The organism is Mycobacterium sp. NPDC048908, from assembly GCF_043197955.1.
In the GTDB taxonomy this organism is placed as follows: Bacteria; Actinomycetota; Actinomycetes; order Mycobacteriales; family Mycobacteriaceae; genus Mycobacterium.
In genome coordinates this window covers 511,061-529,375 of sequence record NZ_JBICUE010000003.1, presented here as the reverse complement: position 1 = coordinate 529,375, position 18,315 = coordinate 511,061, and the positions used below count along the sequence as shown (strand labels likewise).

16 protein-coding genes and 1 pseudogene are annotated in these 18,315 nt (G+C 65.5%); 7 read left to right on the top strand and 10 right to left on the bottom strand.

Translation table 11 applies throughout. The annotated features are described in order from the left end of the window. Positions 1-11: 11 nt before the first annotated feature. On the bottom strand, positions 12-1,592 hold the full coding sequence (locus ACGFK1_RS11430; protein WP_393428358.1) for a sensor histidine kinase: 1,581 nt from the start codon (positions 1,590-1,592) through the stop codon (positions 12-14). Continuing rightward, the gene (locus ACGFK1_RS11425; protein WP_393428490.1) at positions 1,570-2,274 is read right to left on the bottom strand and encodes a response regulator transcription factor; all 705 of its coding nucleotides are present in this window, start codon (positions 2,272-2,274) and stop codon (positions 1,570-1,572) included. Before ACGFK1_RS11425 ends, ACGFK1_RS11430 begins: the two co-directional genes overlap by 23 nt. 186 nt (positions 2,275-2,460) lie before the next feature. Between ACGFK1_RS11425 and ACGFK1_RS11420 the strand changes: the two genes are divergently transcribed. Next, on the top strand, positions 2,461-2,973 hold the full coding sequence (locus ACGFK1_RS11420; protein ID WP_393428357.1) for a hypothetical protein: 513 nt from the start codon (positions 2,461-2,463) through the stop codon (positions 2,971-2,973). A 4-nt stretch (positions 2,974-2,977) separates the two neighbouring features. Here ACGFK1_RS11420 and ACGFK1_RS11415 read toward each other — a convergent pair whose 3' ends face one another. Continuing rightward, entirely contained in the window at positions 2,978-3,214 is a 237-nt protein-coding gene (locus tag ACGFK1_RS11415; protein WP_393428356.1) for a hypothetical protein, read from the bottom strand. A gap of 292 nt (positions 3,215-3,506) precedes the next feature. On the opposite strand from ACGFK1_RS11415, the gene ACGFK1_RS11410 reads away from it, so the two are divergent. Genes ACGFK1_RS11410 through ACGFK1_RS11395 form a run of 4 tightly spaced genes read left to right on the top strand, consistent with a single transcriptional unit; the run spans position 3,507 to position 8,930 of the window. Then, positions 3,507-4,484, top strand: a complete 978-nt coding sequence (locus ACGFK1_RS11410; protein ID WP_393428355.1) for an ABC transporter permease — start codon at positions 3,507-3,509, stop codon at positions 4,482-4,484. After that, positions 4,481-5,404 (top strand): ABC transporter permease, encoded by a 924-nt coding sequence (locus ACGFK1_RS11405; protein ID WP_393428354.1) that lies wholly within the window; start codon positions 4,481-4,483, stop codon positions 5,402-5,404. Before ACGFK1_RS11410 ends, ACGFK1_RS11405 begins: the two co-directional genes overlap by 4 nt. After that, positions 5,401-7,236 (top strand): dipeptide ABC transporter ATP-binding protein, encoded by a 1,836-nt coding sequence (locus tag ACGFK1_RS11400; protein WP_393428353.1) that lies wholly within the window; start codon positions 5,401-5,403, stop codon positions 7,234-7,236. The genes ACGFK1_RS11405 and ACGFK1_RS11400 overlap by 4 nt, the downstream gene beginning before the upstream one ends. A gap of 11 nt (positions 7,237-7,247) precedes the next feature. Beyond that, positions 7,248-8,930 carry an ABC transporter family substrate-binding protein gene (locus ACGFK1_RS11395; protein WP_393428352.1) on the top strand — a complete coding sequence of 561 codons (1,683 nt, stop codon included), beginning with the start codon at positions 7,248-7,250 and terminating at the stop codon, positions 8,928-8,930. On the opposite strand, the gene ACGFK1_RS11390 is transcribed toward ACGFK1_RS11395, so the two are convergent. After that, positions 8,917-10,173 (bottom strand): alpha/beta fold hydrolase, encoded by a 1,257-nt coding sequence (locus tag ACGFK1_RS11390; protein ID WP_393428351.1) that lies wholly within the window; start codon positions 10,171-10,173, stop codon positions 8,917-8,919. The two genes, ACGFK1_RS11395 and ACGFK1_RS11390, sit on opposite strands and share 14 nt — an antisense overlap. An 89-nt stretch (positions 10,174-10,262) precedes the next feature. Here ACGFK1_RS11390 and ACGFK1_RS11385 point away from each other — a divergent pair. Continuing rightward, a pseudogene (locus ACGFK1_RS11385) lies at positions 10,263-11,084 on the top strand (acyl-CoA dehydrogenase); the annotation flags it as partial. Positions 11,085-11,144: 60 nt separating this feature from the next. On the opposite strand, the gene ACGFK1_RS11380 reads toward ACGFK1_RS11385, so the two are convergent. The 5 genes from ACGFK1_RS11380 to ACGFK1_RS11360 are packed head-to-tail and all read right to left on the bottom strand — an operon-like array spanning position 11,145 to position 15,227. Then, on the bottom strand, positions 11,145-12,068 hold the full coding sequence (locus tag ACGFK1_RS11380) for an ABC transporter substrate-binding protein (protein ID WP_393428350.1): 924 nt from the start codon (positions 12,066-12,068) through the stop codon (positions 11,145-11,147). A gap of 9 nt (positions 12,069-12,077) precedes the next feature. After that, positions 12,078-12,830 carry an ABC transporter permease gene (locus ACGFK1_RS11375; RefSeq protein ID WP_393428349.1) on the bottom strand — a complete coding sequence of 251 codons (753 nt, stop codon included), beginning with the start codon at positions 12,828-12,830 and terminating at the stop codon, positions 12,078-12,080. Then, a complete protein-coding gene (locus tag ACGFK1_RS11370; RefSeq protein WP_393428348.1) occupies positions 12,803-13,447 on the bottom strand; it encodes an ABC transporter permease in 645 nt (214 codons plus the stop codon). The genes ACGFK1_RS11375 and ACGFK1_RS11370 overlap by 28 nt, the downstream gene beginning before the upstream one ends. Then, positions 13,444-14,547 (bottom strand): ATP-binding cassette domain-containing protein, encoded by a 1,104-nt coding sequence (locus tag ACGFK1_RS11365; protein ID WP_393428347.1) that lies wholly within the window; start codon positions 14,545-14,547, stop codon positions 13,444-13,446. Before ACGFK1_RS11365 ends, ACGFK1_RS11370 begins: the two co-directional genes overlap by 4 nt. Continuing rightward, positions 14,544-15,227 (bottom strand): IclR family transcriptional regulator, encoded by a 684-nt coding sequence (locus ACGFK1_RS11360; RefSeq protein WP_393428346.1) that lies wholly within the window; start codon positions 15,225-15,227, stop codon positions 14,544-14,546. The genes ACGFK1_RS11365 and ACGFK1_RS11360 overlap by 4 nt, the downstream gene beginning before the upstream one ends. Positions 15,228-15,346: 119 nt before the next feature. On the opposite strand from ACGFK1_RS11360, the gene ACGFK1_RS11355 reads away from it, so the two are divergent. Further along, positions 15,347-16,801: an aromatic amino acid lyase gene (locus ACGFK1_RS11355; protein WP_393428345.1), complete on the top strand. Its 1,455-nt coding sequence runs from the start codon at positions 15,347-15,349 to the stop codon at positions 16,799-16,801. Here the strand turns inward: ACGFK1_RS11355 and ACGFK1_RS11350 are convergent. Next, positions 16,798-18,309, bottom strand: coding sequence for a GMC family oxidoreductase (locus tag ACGFK1_RS11350; protein WP_393428344.1), 1,512 nt, complete (start codon positions 18,307-18,309; stop codon positions 16,798-16,800). The genes ACGFK1_RS11355 and ACGFK1_RS11350 overlap by 4 nt on opposite strands. Between the last annotated feature and the right edge of the window lie 6 nt (positions 18,310-18,315).

Here is an 18,315-nt window from a genome sequence, read left to right as displayed (position 1 = left end):
CGGTGAGTCCGCTAGGCGCCGGTTTTGGCCGGGCTGTGACGCGGCTGTGAATTGCCGGGAAACGTCACGATGAATTCGGTCTTGCCCGGCACGCTGTGCACTCCGATGGTGCCCCCGTGGGCCCTGACGACGGCCGCGACGATGGCCAGGCCCAACCCGGTGCTGCCGCCGCGCCGCGAGCGCGACGAGTCGCCGCGGGCGAACCGCTCGAAGACCTCGGGTTGCAGCCATGCCGGTATCCCTGGGCCGTCGTCGCTGACCGTCAACACCGCGGCGCCGGTTTCATCCACAGCGAGCGAGGTGGTGACCGAGGTGCCCGGCGGCGTGTGGGTCCTCGCGTTGGCCAGCAGGTTCGCCAACACCTGATGCAGCCGCGCTTCTTCGCCACTGACGACGACGGGCTCGTCGGGCAGATCCAGCGACCACTGGTGATCGGGCCCCGCGATGTGGGCGTCGCTGACAGCGTCGACGACGAGCCGCGACAAGTCGACCTGCTCGCGCTCCAACGGCCGCCCGGTGTCCAACCGCGCCAGCAACAGCATGTCCTCGACGAGTTGCGTCATCCGTTCGGTCTCGGACTCGACACGACTCATCGCATGGGCGACGTCGTCGGGCAGCTGGTCTCGTTTGCGTTGCGCCAGTTCGGTATAGCCGCGGATCGCGGCCAGCGGCGTGCGCAACTCGTGGCTGGCGTCGGCGACGAACTGCCGGACACGTGTCTCACTGGCGTGCCGGGCCGACAGCGCGCCCGCGATGCGGTCGAGCATTCGATTGAGTGCCGAGCCCAGTTGGCCGATCTCGGTGTCGGCGCTGGCCGGGTCGACCTTGACGATCGGCGTCGGCAACCGCACCTCACCACGGTCGAGTTCGAGGTCGGCCACCTGGCGGGCGGCTTCGGAAGCCCTTGACAGCGGCGCGAGTTGGCGGCGGATGATCAGGATGCCGACGCTGGTGCCGCCGATCAAAGCGACCGCGCCCACCACAGCGAAGAACACGAGCACCGACAGCAGCGTGTCGTCGACGTCCGAGGTTGGCAGGCCGGTGACGATCGTCTCGTGGGTCCCCCTCGCGTGCATCGCAACGACGCGGTAGCGACCCAGCCCATCGAGCTTCATCGTGATCGGTTTGTCGTTGGGCGTGACGCTTGCGAGTTGTTGCGCTGCGGTGGCGCTGATTCCGCTTTGCGAGCCGTCGGCGGCGATGATGCCGGCCTCAACGGCCGTGTCCCGGTGGACGACAGCGCCGACCGTTCGCGCGGCCTGGCCCGGCGCGTTGAGGAAGGCGGGGCCGGGTCCGAAGTCGTCGCGAATGATCACGCGCCTGCGGAAGTCGGGCATCGGCCCCATGTCCGGCCGCGGAGGAGGCGGCCCGAATTCGAACAGCCCGACAGAGCGGTGGCCCGTCTCGGCCAGCCTGTCGTCCAGCTGGTTCATCAAAAACCGTTGCAGCGCAAGCTCGGTCCCGACCCCTATCGCCGCGCACACCAGCGCAAGCAGAACAATCTGGGAAGCAAGCAACCGGGCCCGCAGCGACCAACTCCGGGGCGAGCGGAACCGGCCACGGATTGCGTCAGCGCGGGGGCTTGAGGACATATCCTGCGCCGCGCAGGGTGTGGATCATCGGCTCGCGCCCGTTGTCGATCTTCTTGCGCAAGTAGGACACATACAACTCGACGATGTTGGACCGCCCTCCGAAGTCATAGCTCCACACCCGGTCGAGGATCTGCGCCTTGCTGAGCACGCGTTTGGAGTTGCGCATCATGAACCGAAGCAACTCGAACTCCGTCGCGGTCAAGGAAATGATCTCACCACCGCGGGTGACTTCGTGACTGTCCTCGTCGAGCACCAGATCGCCGACGATGATCTTGGCGCCGCCCGTTTCACTGGTCACGCCGGTGCGTCGCAACAGCGCACGCAGTCGCAGCACCACTTCCTCGAGGCTGAAGGGCTTGGTGACGTAGTCGTCGCCGCCTGCCGTCAGACCGGCGATGCGGTCCTCGACGGAATCCTTGGCGGTCAGCAGGAGGAGCGGCAGCCCGGGGATCTGTTCGCGCAATTTGTGCAGCACGTCCAGCCCGCTCATATCGGGCAGCATCACGTCGAGCACCACCACATCGGGCGGGGTTTCCTTGGCGGATGCAATGGCCGACGCGCCATCTCCCGCCGTGGCGATTTCCCAACCCTCGTAGCGCAACGCCATCGATACCAGTTCGGCAAGCACGGGCTCGTCGTCGACGACCAGCACGTGGATGGGATCGCCATCGGCTCGTCTCATCACAACGCGTCCGGGTTCGTTCTCGTTGGCCGTGAAAGCGCTTGGACTGGACACCCGCCCATTATTGGTGGCGGCCATATGTCACGACTGTGCCCTGTCTATGTGTCAGCTGTGAAGACGCACAGACATAGCCAATGCTCAACCGGCGCACAGCAGATTCCCATGCGGCGGCGCCACGGTGGTCGCATGAGCGCCGAGCAGGTATCCCGCCGCTGGGGATGGCGTGAGAGCGCGGCAGCCGTCGCCGTCGCCATCGCCGTCGCGACCGTCGGCGGTGCCGCGATCTACGCCGCCACCGCAGGCGGTCCGCCGTCGCTCGGGCGGCCTCACCAGGCTTTTCAGGCGGGTGGACCGCCCGGTCAGCATGGCTTCGTCGGCGGAGGACACGAGATGGATCCGCCGTCGCTTCATGGCGAGTTCGTCGAGGCCGCCGGTCCTGGCGCCTACACCACGGTCGTGACGCAGACGGGCGTGGTCACGGCGATGTCTGCGACGTCGATCTCTGTGCGCAGCGAAGACGGCTTCAACCAGACCTATGCCATCCCGAGAGCCGCGGGCAATGCCGGCGCGCCGTTCGCGGTCGGCGACCAAGTGGCCGTCCGGGCAACCCGCACGGGACCGACGCTTACGGTCACGAACATCGGCACTCCACCGCAGGGCGTGCCGGGTCCTCCTGGGCCCGGTCCGCACCGGAAGTAGCCGGTTAACCGCCGCCGTTGCCGAAGCCCTCAGGCGTCGACGCCGTCACCTCGGGGGTGGCAACGGACGTTTCAGGTTCGCTCGGGGCCGTCGTCGACGTCGTTGTTTCGCCGAGCGTGATTTCCGGACCCTCGCTGATGCTTCCTGGTGCGCCGCTGAACACCACGGAGAGGGCACCCATCGAAACCAATGCGCCGGCGCCAACGCCGGCCGCTGCCAGTTTGAGCTGCCTCGAATTCACCTCTGACCACTCCCTCGGTCTCTGGGCTCGAACAGTTCCACCGTTCGGGTAGCCGCAGCACGAGCTCGTGAAACATCGGCGCAGGTCGGGCGGATATTTGCAGTCTGGGCGCCACGGACGAGGCCGCCTCACCTCAGCAAATGAGGTGCGGGAAGTGAGAGGACTCTTTGAAAGGGAAATCAGTTTGCGCAGCGCGGCGGCTCGGCCAGCCGCGCCCGAACTGCGAAAACGGCCCGCCGGGAGGACCATCTCTTACCCTGTCCGTCATGCAGTCAGCCATGGGACGCAGGCGATGACGCGTTTCCTCGCTCGGCGGGTGCTGAACTACCTGGTGCTGCTTGCGGTCGCCTCGTTCCTGACGTTCTCCTTGGCTTCGCTGACGTTCCGCCCGCTTGACAGCCTGCTGCAGCGCAACCCGCGACCGCCGCAGGCCGTGATCGATGCCAAGGCGCACGACCTCGGTCTCGACAGGCCGATCCCGCTGCGCTACGGCCACTGGGTGGCCGGTGTCATGCACGGCGACTTCGGCACCACCATCGGCGGACAGCCCGTTTCCGACGAACTCTGGCGCCGCATCGGCGTGAGCCTGCGACTTCTTGTGATCGGATCGGTCGCGGGCACGGTCATCGGCGTCGTAGTGGGCGCGTGGGGCGCGATCCGGCAGTACCGATTATCCGACCGTGTCACGACGGTGTTGTCGCTGCTGGTGATCAGCACGCCAGTGTTCGTGATCGCCAACCTGTTGATCCTCGCCGCGTTGCGCGTCAACTCGGTGCTCGGTGTGCAGTTGTTCGAGTACACCGGCGAGACGTCACCCGATGCGGTCGGGGGCGCATGGAACCAGTTCGTCGATCGACTGCAACACCTCGTGCTCCCGACGCTCACGCTGGCGCTCGGTGCGATCGCCGGTTACAGCCGCTATCAACGGAATGCGATGCTCGACGTGTTGGGTCAGGACTTCATCCGTACCGCCAGGGCCAAGGGATTGACCAGGCGGCGCGCGCTGTTCAAACACGGCCTGCGTACCGCGCTGATTCCGATGGCCACGCTGTTCGCGTACAGCGTCGCAGGCCTGTTCACCGGCGCGGTGTTCACCGAGAAGATCTTCGGATGGCACGGCATCGGCGAGTGGTTCGTACAGGGCATCGCGACCCAGGACACGAACATCGTCGTCGCGATCACGCTCTTCTCGGGTGTGACAATCCTGTTGGCGGGCTTGTTGTCTGACGTCATCTATGCCGCGCTCGATCCACGGGTCCGGGTGCGATGAGCGAGCCGATCACCACATCGAGCGCCACCACGGCCAAGTCGGGCGTCGACGTCGCCAGGTTCGCATCGCGAAGCGCACTCGTTCGGCGCCGGTTTCTCCGGAACAAGCCCGGTGTCATCTCGCTGGTCTTGCTGGTGGTGCTGTTCATCGCCTGCTATGCGCTGCCGCCGTTACTCCCGTACAGCTACACCGATCTCGACTTCTACGCCTTGCAGCAGCCACCGACCACCGACCATTGGTTCGGCACCAACGCGCTGGGCCAGGACCTGCTCGCCCAAACCCTGCGCGGTATGCAGAAATCCATGCTCATCGGTGTCTGCGTGGCGTTGATCTCGACCGTCATCGCCGCGACGGTCGGAACGGTGGCGGGCTATTTCGAAAGGTGGCGGGACCGCGCGTTGATGTGGATCGTCGACCTCTTGTTGGTGGTGCCGGGCTTTCTGCTGATCACCATCGTCGTGCAGCGAACCAAGGGCAACGTTTTCTGGCTGATCGTGTTGCTGTCGGTGTTCAGTTGGATGATCAGCTCGCGCATCGTGCGCGGCATGACGATGAGCCTGCGGGAGCGTGAATTCGTCTCCGCTGCACGCTATATGGGCGTCAGCAACTGGCGTATCATCTGGCGCCACATACTGCCTAACGTCGCGTCCATCATCATCATCGACACCGCGCTGAACGTCGGCGTGGCGATAATCGGCGAAACGGGGTTGAGCTTCCTGGGCTTCGGCATTCAGCCGCCCGACGTCTCCCTCGGAACGCTGATCGCCGACGGTACCAAATCGGTGACGACCTTCCCGTGGGTTTTCTTGTTCCCAGCGGGCGTTCTGGTGCTGATCATCTTGTGCGCCAACCTTGTCGGCGACGCACTGCGCGACGCACTGGATCCCAGTGCACAGCCGTTGCGGGGGCACCGCTCATGAATCTGTTGTCGGTGGCCGACCTGCATGTCACCTTCCCGACCGACGCCGAGCGGGTGAATGCGGTGCGCGGCATGAGCTTTGACGTTGCCAAGGGTGAGGTCGTTGCGCTCGTCGGTGAATCTGGTTCAGGGAAGTCCGCAACGGCCATGTCGATCATCGGGCTGCTGCCGGAGTACGCCGAGGTGTCGGGCTCGATCCGCATGCACGGGGACGAGCTTCTCGGCTTGTCCGACAACCAGATGTCGGAAATCCGCGGCAGGCGCATCGGCACGGTGTTCCAGGATCCGATGTCGGCGCTCACGCCCGTGTACACCGTCGGCGACCAGATCGCCGAGGCATTGCAGGTGCACCAGCCCGACATCGGCAGGCGCGACGCCAGGAACCGGGCCATCGAACTGCTCGAACTCGTCGGCATCGCCCAGCCCCAGCGGCGGGCGCGCTCGTTTCCGCACGAACTGTCCGGCGGGGAGCGTCAGCGCGTGGTGATCGCGATCGCGATCGCCAACGATCCGGATCTGTTGATCTGCGACGAGCCGACGACTGCCCTCGACGTCACCGTGCAGGCGCAGATCCTCGAGGTGTTGCGGACCGCTCGCGACGTCACCGGCGCCGGCGTCCTGATCATCACCCACGATCTGGGCGTGGTCGCGGAGTTCGCCGACCGCGCGCTGGTGATGTACGCGGGTAGAGCCGTCGAGACGGCACCCGTGGACGTGCTGTACCGCGACCGCCGAATGCCTTACACCGCTGGGCTTCTCGGCTCGGTCCCCCGGCTGGACGCACCGCAGGGCGCCCGGCTGGTGCCGATTCCCGGGGCCCCGCCGTCGATGGCGGCGGTGCCGCAGGGCTGCCCATTCGCGCCGCGCTGCCCACTGGCGATCGAGGAGTGCCGCGCCGCCGAGCCGCAGCTGTTCGGAATCGCCACCGGTCATCGGGCGGCCTGCATCCGGACCGAGCACGTCGCAGGCAGGACCGCCGCAGAGATCTACGGTGTGTCCACCGAGCCGCGTGGCAGCGCTCCCGATGCGGATTCACCGGTGGTGCTGCGGGTGACGGACCTGGTCAAAACGTACAAGCTGACCAAGGGCGTGGTGCTGCGCAGGCAAGTCGGAGAGGTGCGTGCAGTGGACGGCGTCAGCTTCGATCTGCAGCAGGGCCGCACGTTGGGGATCGTCGGCGAATCCGGCTCGGGCAAGTCGACGACGTTGCACCAGATCTTGGAGTTGTCTGCACCGCAGGCCGGCTCGATCGAGGTGCTCGGCGCCGACGTCGCCGCGCTCGACCGGCGAGCACGGCGTGCGATTCGCGGCGACCTGCAGGTGGTGTTCCAGGATCCGGTCGCATCGTTGGATCCGCGGCTCCCGGTGTTCGATGTGCTGGCCGAGCCCTTGCAAGCCAACGGATTTGACAAGAGCCGCACCGACGAACGGGTGGCCGAGTTGCTCGGCATCGTGGGACTGCGCCGCGAGGACGCCAGCCGGTATCCCGCTGAGTTCTCCGGCGGGCAAAAGCAGCGCATCGGCATCGCCCGAGCGCTTGCGTTGCAGCCGAAGATCCTCGCGCTCGACGAACCCGTGTCGGCGCTGGATGTTTCGATCCAGGCAGGCATCATCAACCTGCTGCTGGACCTGCAGGACAGGTTCGGCCTGTCGTACCTTTTCGTGTCGCACGATCTGTCGGTGGTCAAGCACTTGGCCCACCGCGTCGCGGTGATGTACAAGGGCAAGGTCGTCGAGCAGGGTGATGGCGATGCGGTGTTTGCCAATCCGCAACAGGAGTACACACGCCGGTTGCTTGCCGCAGTCCCTCAACCGGAACCGAATCGCAGGTAACGTCTGTCCCCATGAAGATCCGACGCTTCGCCGTGTGTGCCTTCAGTGTCTGTCTGGCCGCCGCTCTGACGCTCACCGCGTGCTCGAGCAGCAAGCAAGACACGCCGCCGGCGGGCGGTCCCGCGGAGGTCGGCACCACCAACGACATCAATCCTCAGGATGTCGCCAAGTTGCAGCAGGGCGGCAACCTGCGGTTGGCCCTGACCGCGTTCCCCGAAAACTTCAACTCGTTGCACATCGACGGCAACTCCGCCGACTCTGCGGGAATGTTGAAGGCCAGCATGCCGCGCGCATTTCGGATCGCCGCCGACGGGTCGATGACGCTGAACACGGACTACTTCACCGGCGCCGAACTGACCAGCAGCAACCCGCAGGTCGTCACCTGGACCATCAACCCCAAGGCGGTGTGGAGCGACGGAACCCCGATCACCTGGGAGGACATCGCCTCGCAGTTCCACGCCACCAGCGGCAAAGACAAGGCGTTCGCGAGCGCAAGCCCCAACGGCGCCGACCGCGTCGAGTCGGTGACGCGCGGCGTTGACGACCGGCAAGCGGTGGTGAAGTTCTCCCGACCGTACGCGGAGTGGCGCGGCATGTTGTCCGGCAACACGATGCTGTTGCCCAAGAGCATGACGGCGACGCCCGAGGCATTCAACAAGGGTCAGTTGAACGGGCCTGGACCGTCGGCCGGGCCGTTCATGGTATCCACCGTCGACCGCACGGCACAGCGAATCGTGCTGACCCGCAACCCGAAATGGTGGGGCACTCCGGCGCTGCTCGACAGCATCACCTACATCGTGCTCGACGATGCCGCGCGAATCCCCGCGCTGCAGAACAACAGCATCGACGCCACCGGTACCGCCACACTCGACGAACTGACGATCGCACGAGGCACGAAGGGCATATCGATTCGGCGAGCGCCGGGAACCAGCTGGTATCACTTCACATTCAACGGTGCGCCGGGTTCCATCCTCGCCGACAAGGCGTTGCGGTTGGCGATCGCCAAGGCCATCGACCGTCAGACCATCGCGAACGTCACGCAGCGGGGCCTCACCGACAACCCCGTCCCGCTGAACAACCATGTGTACGTCGCAGGCCAGGAGGGCTATCAGGACAACAGCGCGGTCGTGGCGTTCGACCCCGAGAAGGCGAAACAGGAGTTGGACGCGCTGGGCTGGAAACTCAACGGCCAGTTCCGGGAAAAGGACGGCAAGCAACTGGTGATCCGTGACGTGCTGTACGACTCACTGTCCACCCGTCAATTCGGTCAGATCGCACAGAACAATCTCGCTCAGGTCGGCGTCAAGCTCGACCTCGACGCCAAGGGCGGCGCCGGGTTCTTCTCCAACCACATCAACGTCGGCGACTTCGATATCGCCCAATTCACTTGGGTGGGCGATGCTTTCCCGTTGTCCGGGCTCCCACAGATCTATGCGTCAGACGGCGACAGCAACTTCGGCAAGATCGGCACCCCGGAGATCGACGCCAAGATCGAGCAGACACTCGAGGAGTTGGACCCAGCCAAAGCGCGTGACCTGGCCAACGAGGTCGACAAGCTGATCTGGGCCGAGGGCTTCAGCTTACCGCTCACGCAATCGCCCGGGAACGTCGCGGTGCGAAGCACTTTGGCGAATTTCGGCGCGTTCGGCCTTGCCGACGCCGACTACACCAAGATCGGCTTCATGAAGCCGTGACACGCTGCAATGTGCGCGGAACCGCCGCAGGCACAGCCTGTTCCACGACGGCGGCCGCGGCAATACCCCAGATCAACAGCCGCACGCCGAGACCGCCCGGCGCCGAATCCAGCTTTGCGGCGCGCGCGGGCAGGCTGGAACTGCTGCCGTCATAGACGGCCTTGGTCACGTCCAGTGCCGCACGCTCGCGCAGGTCGATGGCCGAATGCCCGGCCGTTGCGAGGCCGACCAGGACGGCGCCGGGGATCAGCGAGGCGATCCTGCGGGCCACCGCGGGGGGTGTGATCAGATCTCGACCGCCGGAGATGACGACGGTCGGCCAGGTGAACTGGGGCATCTGAGCGACCAGGTCGAACGGCTCTGCCTCGAAATCCGTTGCAACGGTAGCCATCTCACGGTACACGACAGCCGGGTCAAGGGGCTTGCCGTCGGGTGCGGCGGCGTAGTTCAGTTCTCGATAGCCGATCCGGCCAACCAGGTCCGGCTCGTGGCGATAGGGCGCTTTGCGTTCGAAAAGGAAGTGCGCACCCCGGTCGAGCACAGACCACAGCGCCCCGCGGTCTGCGAGCAGCAGGTCGAACTGACGACGCAGCACCCCTGGTCCCGCGACGCCGTACACCGCCGCCGCCAGTTGAGTGGACTCAGGGCTCAGCTTGTCCTGGCGCACCAGTTCGCGAACCTTGACCGCCAGGTCAGCCGTCTCCGGGCGCTCGCCGTCCCACAGCACCCTGCGAGTCTCGGCCCGGACCGCGTCGATGTCGTTGGCCGACAGCACCGGTGAGTCGAGGATCATCGCGTGCACGCGCTGTGGATGACGCACACCGACTCCGGCGGCCACATAGCTGCCGTACGAGGTGCCGTAGACGACTGCCTTGTCCACTTTGGCGTCGTCGAGGACGGCGGCCACGTCGTCGACCACCTGGTTGATGGTCAACGCCTCTTCAGGCAGGTCGCAGCCGTTGTCGTCGTGCCGCGACATGCCGATGCCGCGGTGTTCGATCATGATCACGTCGAGGCCCTCGGCCGCGGCGCGCCTGCGAAACCCCCGGTAGAGCGCGATGGAGGCGGCGCCCGGACCACCGGGGATGACGACCAGCGGATGTGTCGACTTGCGTCCGGTGCGCACGTAGAACAGGTCGAACTCCTGGTCGCCGGCCGGCTTGATCGGCCGTCGCACCGCACGCACACCCGGCAGCGCAGCCAGCTTGTCGTGCGCGCGGCGACGCTTGGCGTTCATCGTCATCACCAGACATTCTGCCCAATCGACCGCTCCTAGGTTCCGGATGAACGAAAGCAGTGCGTGCCGGGGTGGCGTATCGGTACGACCGTGCCATGTCTTCCGCGGACTGCGTGGCTCGCCTCCTGCCCGGCACCCCTGAATGGACCGGCCTGCTGGGCAGCTCGCCTGCGGAGCAAGGGGCCGAGACCTCAACGACGAGAACCCATTTGATCAAGTGGCCGCGCTGAAGCCGGCCGGCTTCGGCACGTTGCGGTTGCCCGAGCATCTCGGCGGAGCGGGATTTACTGTGCCGCAACTGTTCTCCACGGGGATCGATGTGGCACGGGCTGATCTCATTGTGGCCCACAATTTTCGGACTCATGTTTGGTTCGCCGAGGAGCGGCTGCGCACTGCCGAGGAAACCAGCTCGGCGCGCTGGCTGCACAAAGTGGCGGCGGGCAAGATCTTTGACAACGCATTCAGCGAGAAGGGCTCGCTGGCCGTGGGCAGCCTGGTCTTCAACACCCGACTACTGCCCGCGGACGATGGCGGCTACCGGCTGACCGGCGAGAAGTACTACAGCACCGGCGCGCTGTTCTCCGACTATCTCACCGTGGCGACCTTCTGACCGAGAAGGGATGCGGCTGATCGACGACTGGGACGGCTTTGGGCAGCGCCGCGCGGGCACCGGCACCACGGTGTTCACCGACGTGGCGGTGTCCAGGGACGAGGTGTTGACCGACACAGCCTATGACGCGGACCCGGTGGACGACGGTGTCGTACTGCTGGGATCTCGTGATCGCAGCTTCAGCCATGCGCTGTCCGAACGGCCGACCGATGATCCGCTGTACCAGAAGCAACTCGGCGGATTGGCCGCAACGGCCTACATCGCGAAAGCCGCCGTGCTGGACGCCGCTGAGGCGACAACGCCTACTTCTGAGTGATTTGTGGAGCGCGACCCGCGCGCACCGCGGTTGCGGCTCCACAAATCGCAACTAGCTCTTCGAGATACCGGCGCCGGCGAGCCACTTCTTGGCGATGTCGGAAAGGTTGGTGCCCTTGGCCGCCTCGGCGTTCATTTCGATCAGGTCGTCGGTGGTGAGCTTGGCCGACACGGCGTTCAGGGTCTTGGTGATGGTGTCGTTCTGCTTGCCGGACTTGATCAGCGGCACGACGTTCTCGGCGGCGAACAGATTCTTGTCATCCTCGAGTGCAACAAGGTGGTTGGCGTGCAGCCCGGGATCGGTGCTGAACAGGTCGCCTGCCTGGATCTGACCGTTGGTCAACGCCGTCATCGTGAGGGTGCCGCCCGCGTCGAGGCTGACGAAGTCCTTGAAGTTGAGGCCGTAGATGTCACGAAGTCCGACGACGCCCTGCGTGCGCGTCTTCCATTCCGGCGGCCCTCCGAGGACCAGTTCACCGGCGACCGGCTTGAGGTCGGAAATGGTCTTCAGCTTGTACTTGTCGGCCGTCGCCTGGGTGACGGCCACGACGTCCTTGTCCTCCGCGGGCGACGGTGTCAGCATCGCGGTCCCAGCGGGCAGCTTGGTCGAGAGCTCGCTTTGCACCGCTTGCGGCGTCGCGGCCGTGGACTTCGGGTCGAGGTAGCTCAACAGCGCACCGGTGTACTCGGGCACCAGGTCGATCGAACCATCCTTGAGCGCCTGGATGTAGACCTCCCGGCTGCCGATGTTGAACTGCTCCTTGACGCTCAACCCGTCGGACTGCAAGGCCTGCGAATAGATGCTCGCGATCAACTGACTCTCGGTGAAATCGGCGGACCCGACGATGACTTGCGAGCCCGAAGAGCCGCTGTCGTTGCCGCCTCCCGATAGCGGGTCGCCGCCGCCACCGCCACAGGCGGACAGCGCAAGCGTGGATGCGACGGCCAGGGCGGACAACAATGTGCGTTTCTTCATGTGATTCTCCTAGGTGGTGGCCGGCTCTAGCACGGTCGTAGATATCGGTGAGCTTGACTTGGCGGCGGTGCGGCGAAGGCCGGGCGACACGATGACGCGGCCAAGCCAGGCGAAGGTGAACTCGAGCACAAGTGCAAGGATCGCGACAAGTATTGCCCCGCCCGCCATTTCGCTGAAGCTGGCTTGCGCCCTGCCGTCGAGGATGAATCGACCCAACCCTTGCAGGCCGAGGTAGGCGGCGATGGTGGCCGTCGAGACGATCTGCAGCGTTGCACTTCTAACCCCGGAGACCATCAGCGGCAGGGCACAGGGCAACTGCACCCGCACCAGAATCTGCGGCTTGGTGAAACCCATGCCGCGGGCCGCGCCGACGGCGTCGGGATCGGCGGTCTGGATTCCCGCGTAGGTACCCGTCAGGATCGGCGGGACCGCAAGCAGGACAAGCACAATGATGGTCGGCAGGACGTAAACGAGCTTTCCGCCGACCACTGGCGAGATGATCAGGAACAACAGCACGAGCAGACCCAGCGACGGCAGCGCACGCAGCGCGTTGGCGGACCCGGCGACCAGCGCCTCGCCCCGCCCGGTATAGCCGATCAGAATTCCCAGCGGCACTGCGATGATCAGCGCGGCGAACAGCGCGATCGCCGAGTACAGCACGTGATAGCCCACCTGCGCCGGGATGCTCCCCGAGCCAGTCCAGTTCGCCGGGTCGGCGAACCACGAGAAGATGTTCACGACGTGACCGTCCTTTGCCGCCACGGGGTCAGCACTCTGTTGAGCCAGATGATCAGGCCGTCGAACACGATGGCAAGCACCACGCACAGCACGATGCCAGTGACCAGTGGCACGTACAGCCGCAGCTGGAACCCCTGTGTGAAGAGCGACCCCAGCTGTGGGATGCCCAGCAGGGCGGCCATGGTGACGATGCTGACGTTGGACACCACCGCCACGCGCAATCCGGCGGCGATGACCGGGACCGCCACCGGCAGTTCGACGAGCACGAGCCGCTGCCATCCGCGATAGCCCATGGCCTCAGCAGCGGCCACCGTGTCGTGCGGCACCGAGTCCAGGCCATCCGCCACCACACGCACCAGCAGGGCCAAGGTGTAGAGCGTCAGCGCCACAACGATGTTCAACGGGTCGAGGATCTTGGTTCCCAGGATGGCAGGCAGGATGATGAACAGCGCGAGGGACGGAATCGTGTAGAGCAGTCCCGCCGTCCCGACGATGGCCGCCTGCCCGCGCTTGAATCGATGCGCCCACCAGCCCAGCGGAAGCGCGATGACCAGCCCGATCAACGTCGGCACGAGGGTGAGCCAGATGTGGCTGATCGTGAGCGAGATGATGCGGTCGATGTTCGACAGAATCCAGTTCATGCGGCCGTCCTGGCTTCCTTCGCCCGCCGAATGGCGTCCATCACGTCGTGATCGGATGCGGTGCCGATCAGCACCCCGGACTCGTCGGTGACCACACACCGACTGCTGGGGCTCGACAGGGCCGAGTTCAACAGGTCACGCAGCGGGTCGGTGCGCGACGCCGAGGTGGCGCTGAGGTTGACGTCGCTGTCCTGCACCCGGTCGCCACGGACGCTTTCGGTGTCCACCCAGCCGATCGGCACCCTCTGCTCATCGACGACCAGCACCCAGCGTCCGTTCGCGGTGACGGCCGAGACCGGTTGTCCGACAGTGATAGTCGGTTCGTCGTTGAGTTCGAGAAGGTTGTCGGAACTCTGGAAACCCAGCGCCCGATACCCACGCGCCGACCCGACGAAATCCGCGACGAAGGCGTCGTTGGGCGCGGCCAGCAGTTCGGCGGGCGTCGCCGCTTGCGCCAGCGTGCCGCCCTGGCGGAGGACCACCACCTGGTCGCCCAACTTGAGCGCCTCGTCGATGTCGTGGGTGACCATGACGATGGTTTTGGAGATGTCGGCCTGCAATCGGAGGAACTCGTCCTGCAATTGGTTGCGCACGATCGGGTCGACCGCACTGAACGGCTCATCCATCAACAGGAACGGCGGATCGGTCGCGAGCGCACGAGCCACCCCGACGCGCTGTTGCTGGCCGCCGGAAAGCTGCCATGGGTAACGACGCGCGAACTTGGCGTCCAACCCGACCCGCTCGAGGAGCTCCATTGCCTTGGAACGGGTTTCCTTCTTGCTACCGCCGAGCAGGCGGGGCAGCGCGGCCACGTTGTCGACTACCGTGCGATGCGGGAAAAGCCCTGCGTTCTGGATGACATAGCCGATTTTGCGACGCAGGGCGACCTTGTCCAGAGTCTGGGTGTCGACTCCCTCGAGCGTGATCTTGCCGGAGGTCGGCTCGATCAGACGGTTGATCATTCGCATCGACGTCGTCTTCCCACAGCCGGAGGGACCCACCAGCGTGGTGATCTTGCCGTTCGGCGCGGTGATCGTCAGGTTGTCGACTGCGACGGTGCCGTCTGGATAGACCTTGGAAACGCTGTCGAATGTGATCATGACTTTCCTTCTGGCGGAGTGGAATTCGACGGGTGGCTCAGCCCGGCGGACAGAGCCGCCGCCGCCGAATCGAGCTTTCGACCGTACCTGGCCGCTTGGGCTGTGCTGAGCCGGTAGCTGGGCACCACGAGGCTCAGAGCCGCGACGATGCGCGCCTGCGAGTAGATGGGGCACGCGATCGCGGTGACGTCAGCCTCGACGCCGCGCTCGACGATCACGTATCCCGCGTCGGGCACCCGGCCGCACAGCGCGTGTCCCGCCGCCGAGGCGTCGAGCGGCACCGTTCGACCGACCCAGCTGGCATGTCGCACCGAATGAGTGCCTTCGACGATGCTGATGTAAAGCGCGGTGCCGCCGTGGCCCTCGACGCTCAGATACACCGACTCCCCCACGTCGGCGACCAACTTCTCCATCACCGGCTTGGCCAGATCGATCAGAGACTCGTTGGAAAGGGCCTGCGCACCGAGTTGGATCAGACGGCTTCCTGGCCGGTAGGTCCCGCCCACTTCCTCCTTGGTGACGAAGCCAGTGTTCTCCAAGGTGCGCAGCAGTCGGAGCGCCGTACTCGGCGGAAGATCGCATTCTCTGGCGCTGTCGGCGAGATTCGCGCCGCCCCGGTCGCAGATGGTCGCGAGCAGCGCCAGTGCGCGCTCCACGGTCCGCGTGGACGGTTCGGCCACCTGGCCTCCTCTCGCCGGGATTCCATCAAGTAAAAATCAAATTCCATCTAGCGGCAATCTCCGGTTTCGGTGATGATAGGTCGCGTCGCGTGTCGGCGATAGGTAACGAGGAGAATTCCATGCTTGTACTTAACGGATCCGCGAGCATCGCCGACGTGGTGGCGCTCGCGGACCGCCGCGAGCAGGTTTCGGTTTCGGCACAAGTCGTTGCGGCCATCGATCACGCGCATCAGGTCGCCTCGGATCTCAGCACGCGGTTGCCGATCTACGGCAGAACCACCGGAGTCGGGGCTAACCGGAGCACCTCGGTATCCCCGACCGACACCGAGTACGGCATGCGACTGCTTCGCAGCCACGCCGTCGACGCCGGCGACCCTCTCGATGACAGGACGGTGCGTGCAATGCTCGCCGTCCGGCTCGCCCAGCTGTGCGTGCCCGGCGCCGGGCTCGACCCCAAGATCCTGTCTGGTCTTCAGACGATGCTCAACGACGATGCACTGCCTGAACTCCGCCAATACGCGTCCATCGGGACGGGCGACCTCGCGCCCCTCGCCGGCACCGCCTTGACACTGATCGGCGAGCGGCCCGCTTCGAAACCGCTGACCCCGATGCGTCCGTGGGGTGCCGACAGCGCGCTGCCGTTCATGAGCAGCAGCGCACTCACGGTGGGGCGTGGATGCCTTGCATTGGAGGAGCTTTCGCGATTAGAACGGGCGTCGAGCGTGATCTACGTGTTGAGCTTCCTTGCGCTCGACGGCAATCCCGAAGCCTTGTCCTCCGTTGCGGCGCAGGCGTCGGCGGCGCCCTATGTCGAGACCATCGCGGAGCGCCTGCGGTCACTGATCGCGGCCAAGGGCCGCCCGGATCGCCAGCCGGTCCGCATCCAGGATCCCTATGGCCTTCGGGTATATCCGGTTGCGCAGGCGACGGTGCTGGCATCGCTGCACTCGCTGGAGGGACAGCTTCAACGGTCTCTCAACGCCGCACAGGAGAATCCGCTGTTCGACATCGAGAACGACACTGTCGTTCACCACGGTGCGTTCTACCAGGCCTCCTTGTCGCTCGAGTTGGACGGCACCACTTTGGCACTGGCACTTGCCGCCCCGATCACCCATTCGCGGATCAGGATGATCAACGACCCGGATTCCAACGGCGGCACCGCTTTCCTTGCCGCCGACGCAGCAGGCTCGTCCGGCCTGATGATGGTCGAGTACGTTGCGGCGGGCGCGATCGCCGAGATCCGCAATGCCGCACAGCCCGCTTCTGCGGGCACTCTGGTGCTGTCACGGGGAGCGGAGGAGGATGCGACATTCGCGTCCCAAGGCGCACAGCAACTCGAACGGTCCATCGCCGCGTACCGGGTGTTGTTGTGTTGCGAACTCGTTGGCGCAGTGCGGCTCTTGCGTCAGCGTCGGCTCAACGATCAGTTCGGCGGCGCCGTCGGCGACGCGCTGGCGCTGTCCGACGCGCTCCCGTACGACACCGCCGATCGCGACTTGCGCGACGATATCGCGATCGCGGAATCGCTGCTTGACGATATCGGCCGACTGGTTACCGAGGACACCCGCAGCTAACAGGCGCCGCGGATCAGGTCTGCGGCCACCTCGCCGATCAGCACGGTGGGTGCGTGCGTGTGGCCGCGGATGATCGTCGGCATCACCGACGCGTCGGCCACCCGCAGCCCGTCCACACCTCGTACCCGCAACTCCGGATCGACGACACTCGTGTCGTCAGTACCCATCCGGCAGGTGCCTACCGGGTGATAGAGCGTGTGCGACAACGAGTTCAGCGCACGTTCGAGGGTCTCGTCGTCAAGCACCGTCGCGCCGAGTGGACGCGCAACCTTGCCGATGATCCCCTTCAGCGCCGCAGACTCGGCGATGTCGACACACATCCGCAGCCCGGACATCAGCGCGGCGCGGTCGGCGCCCGCATCGTCGGTAAGATACCGCGGGTCGATGACGGGTTTGTCCTTGTGGTCGGCCGACCGCAGGGTGATCGTGCCGCGGCTGTACGGCTTGAGCAGGATCGGTCCCATCACCACGGCATGCCTGTCGTAGGGGTCACCCAGCCCTTCCTCGAAGTACGGAGCCGGCGCGAAAATCAGCTCCAGATCCGGATATTCGAGGTCCTCGCGGCTCTTGACGAACCCGTACGCCTCGCCGACGTTCGAGGTGAGCATGCCGCGCCTGCGGACGAGATAGTTGATCAGTTCGAGCGGCTTCTCGGCGGTGAACAAGGTGTCATCGGGAACGTCGAAGCCGATTGGAACGACGAGGTGGTCGAGCAGATTGGCGCCGACGTCGGGCAGCTCGGCAACCATCTCAATTCCATGCTCCGCCAGTTGGTCGCCAGGGCCGAGGCCGGACAGCATCAATAGTTGCGGGCTGTTGATCGCGCCCGCGCACAACACCACCTCGCGCCGCGCCCGGACCACGCGTCGCTGGCCGAGCTGCTCGAATTCCACGCCGACTGCCCGCGTTTCGTCGAAGAGGATCCGCGCCGCGGTGGCTTCTGTGTGCAGCGTCAGGTTCTTACGCTGCAACGCAGGCTTGAGGTACGCGTCGGCTGTACTCCAGCGCGCTCCTCTTCGCTGGGTGACGAGGGTCTCGACGAACCCGTCGTGGCCACGCTCGCGCACCGCTGCCAGCCATGCGGCCGTCGAGCTGCGCGGGCTGCGCTGCGGCGAGATGACTAGCGGACCGCCTTCGATCCGTTGAAAGTACTTCTCGACACTCTTGTAGTTCCATTGCTCGCCGGCGTAATCGGCCCACTCCTCGTAGTCTGCCGGGAAGCCGCGAACCCACATCATCGCATTCATCGATGACGATCCGCCGAGCACTTTGCCTCGCGGCCAATAGATTTCGCGGCCGTCGAGTTCCTTTTGCGGCTCGGTCAAATAGTCCCAGTCCATCGCGCTGCGGAACAGCTTCGCGAACCCGGCGGGGATGTGGATGAACTTGTCCTTATCCCGCGGGCCCGCCTCGAGCACGACCACCGAAGCGGCCGGATCCTCACTGAGCCTGTTGGCCAGGACAGATCCGGCCGAGCCGGTTCCCACAACGATGTAGTCGGCGTCCACCTGCCG

Bases quoted from the DNA above. Each gene is read 5' to 3' on its own strand.
- ACGFK1_RS11370 (WP_393428348.1), bottom strand. From the start codon at position 13,447: ATGAACTGGATTCTGTCGAACATCGACCGCATCATCTCGCTCACGATC.
- ACGFK1_RS11365 (WP_393428347.1), bottom strand. From the start codon at position 14,547: ATGATCACATTCGACAGCGTTTCCAAGGTCTATCCAGACGGCACCGTC.
- ACGFK1_RS11390 (WP_393428351.1), bottom strand. From the start codon at position 10,173: ATGACGATGAACGCCAAGCGTCGCCGCGCGCACGACAAGCTGGCTGCG.
- ACGFK1_RS11430 (WP_393428358.1), bottom strand. From the start codon at position 1,592: ATGTCCTCAAGCCCCCGCGCTGACGCAATCCGTGGCCGGTTCCGCTCG.
- ACGFK1_RS11355 (WP_393428345.1), top strand. From the start codon at position 15,347: ATGCTTGTACTTAACGGATCCGCGAGCATCGCCGACGTGGTGGCGCTC.
- ACGFK1_RS11395 (WP_393428352.1), top strand. From the start codon at position 7,248: ATGAAGATCCGACGCTTCGCCGTGTGTGCCTTCAGTGTCTGTCTGGCC.
- ACGFK1_RS11405 (WP_393428354.1), top strand. From the start codon at position 4,481: ATGAGCGAGCCGATCACCACATCGAGCGCCACCACGGCCAAGTCGGGC.
- ACGFK1_RS11425 (WP_393428490.1), bottom strand. From the start codon at position 2,274: ATGAGACGAGCCGATGGCGATCCCATCCACGTGCTGGTCGTCGACGAC.
- ACGFK1_RS11380 (WP_393428350.1), bottom strand. From the start codon at position 12,068: ATGAAGAAACGCACATTGTTGTCCGCCCTGGCCGTCGCATCCACGCTT.
- ACGFK1_RS11400 (WP_393428353.1), top strand. From the start codon at position 5,401: ATGAATCTGTTGTCGGTGGCCGACCTGCATGTCACCTTCCCGACCGAC.
- ACGFK1_RS11410 (WP_393428355.1), top strand. From the start codon at position 3,507: ATGACGCGTTTCCTCGCTCGGCGGGTGCTGAACTACCTGGTGCTGCTT.
- ACGFK1_RS11420 (WP_393428357.1), top strand. From the start codon at position 2,461: ATGAGCGCCGAGCAGGTATCCCGCCGCTGGGGATGGCGTGAGAGCGCG.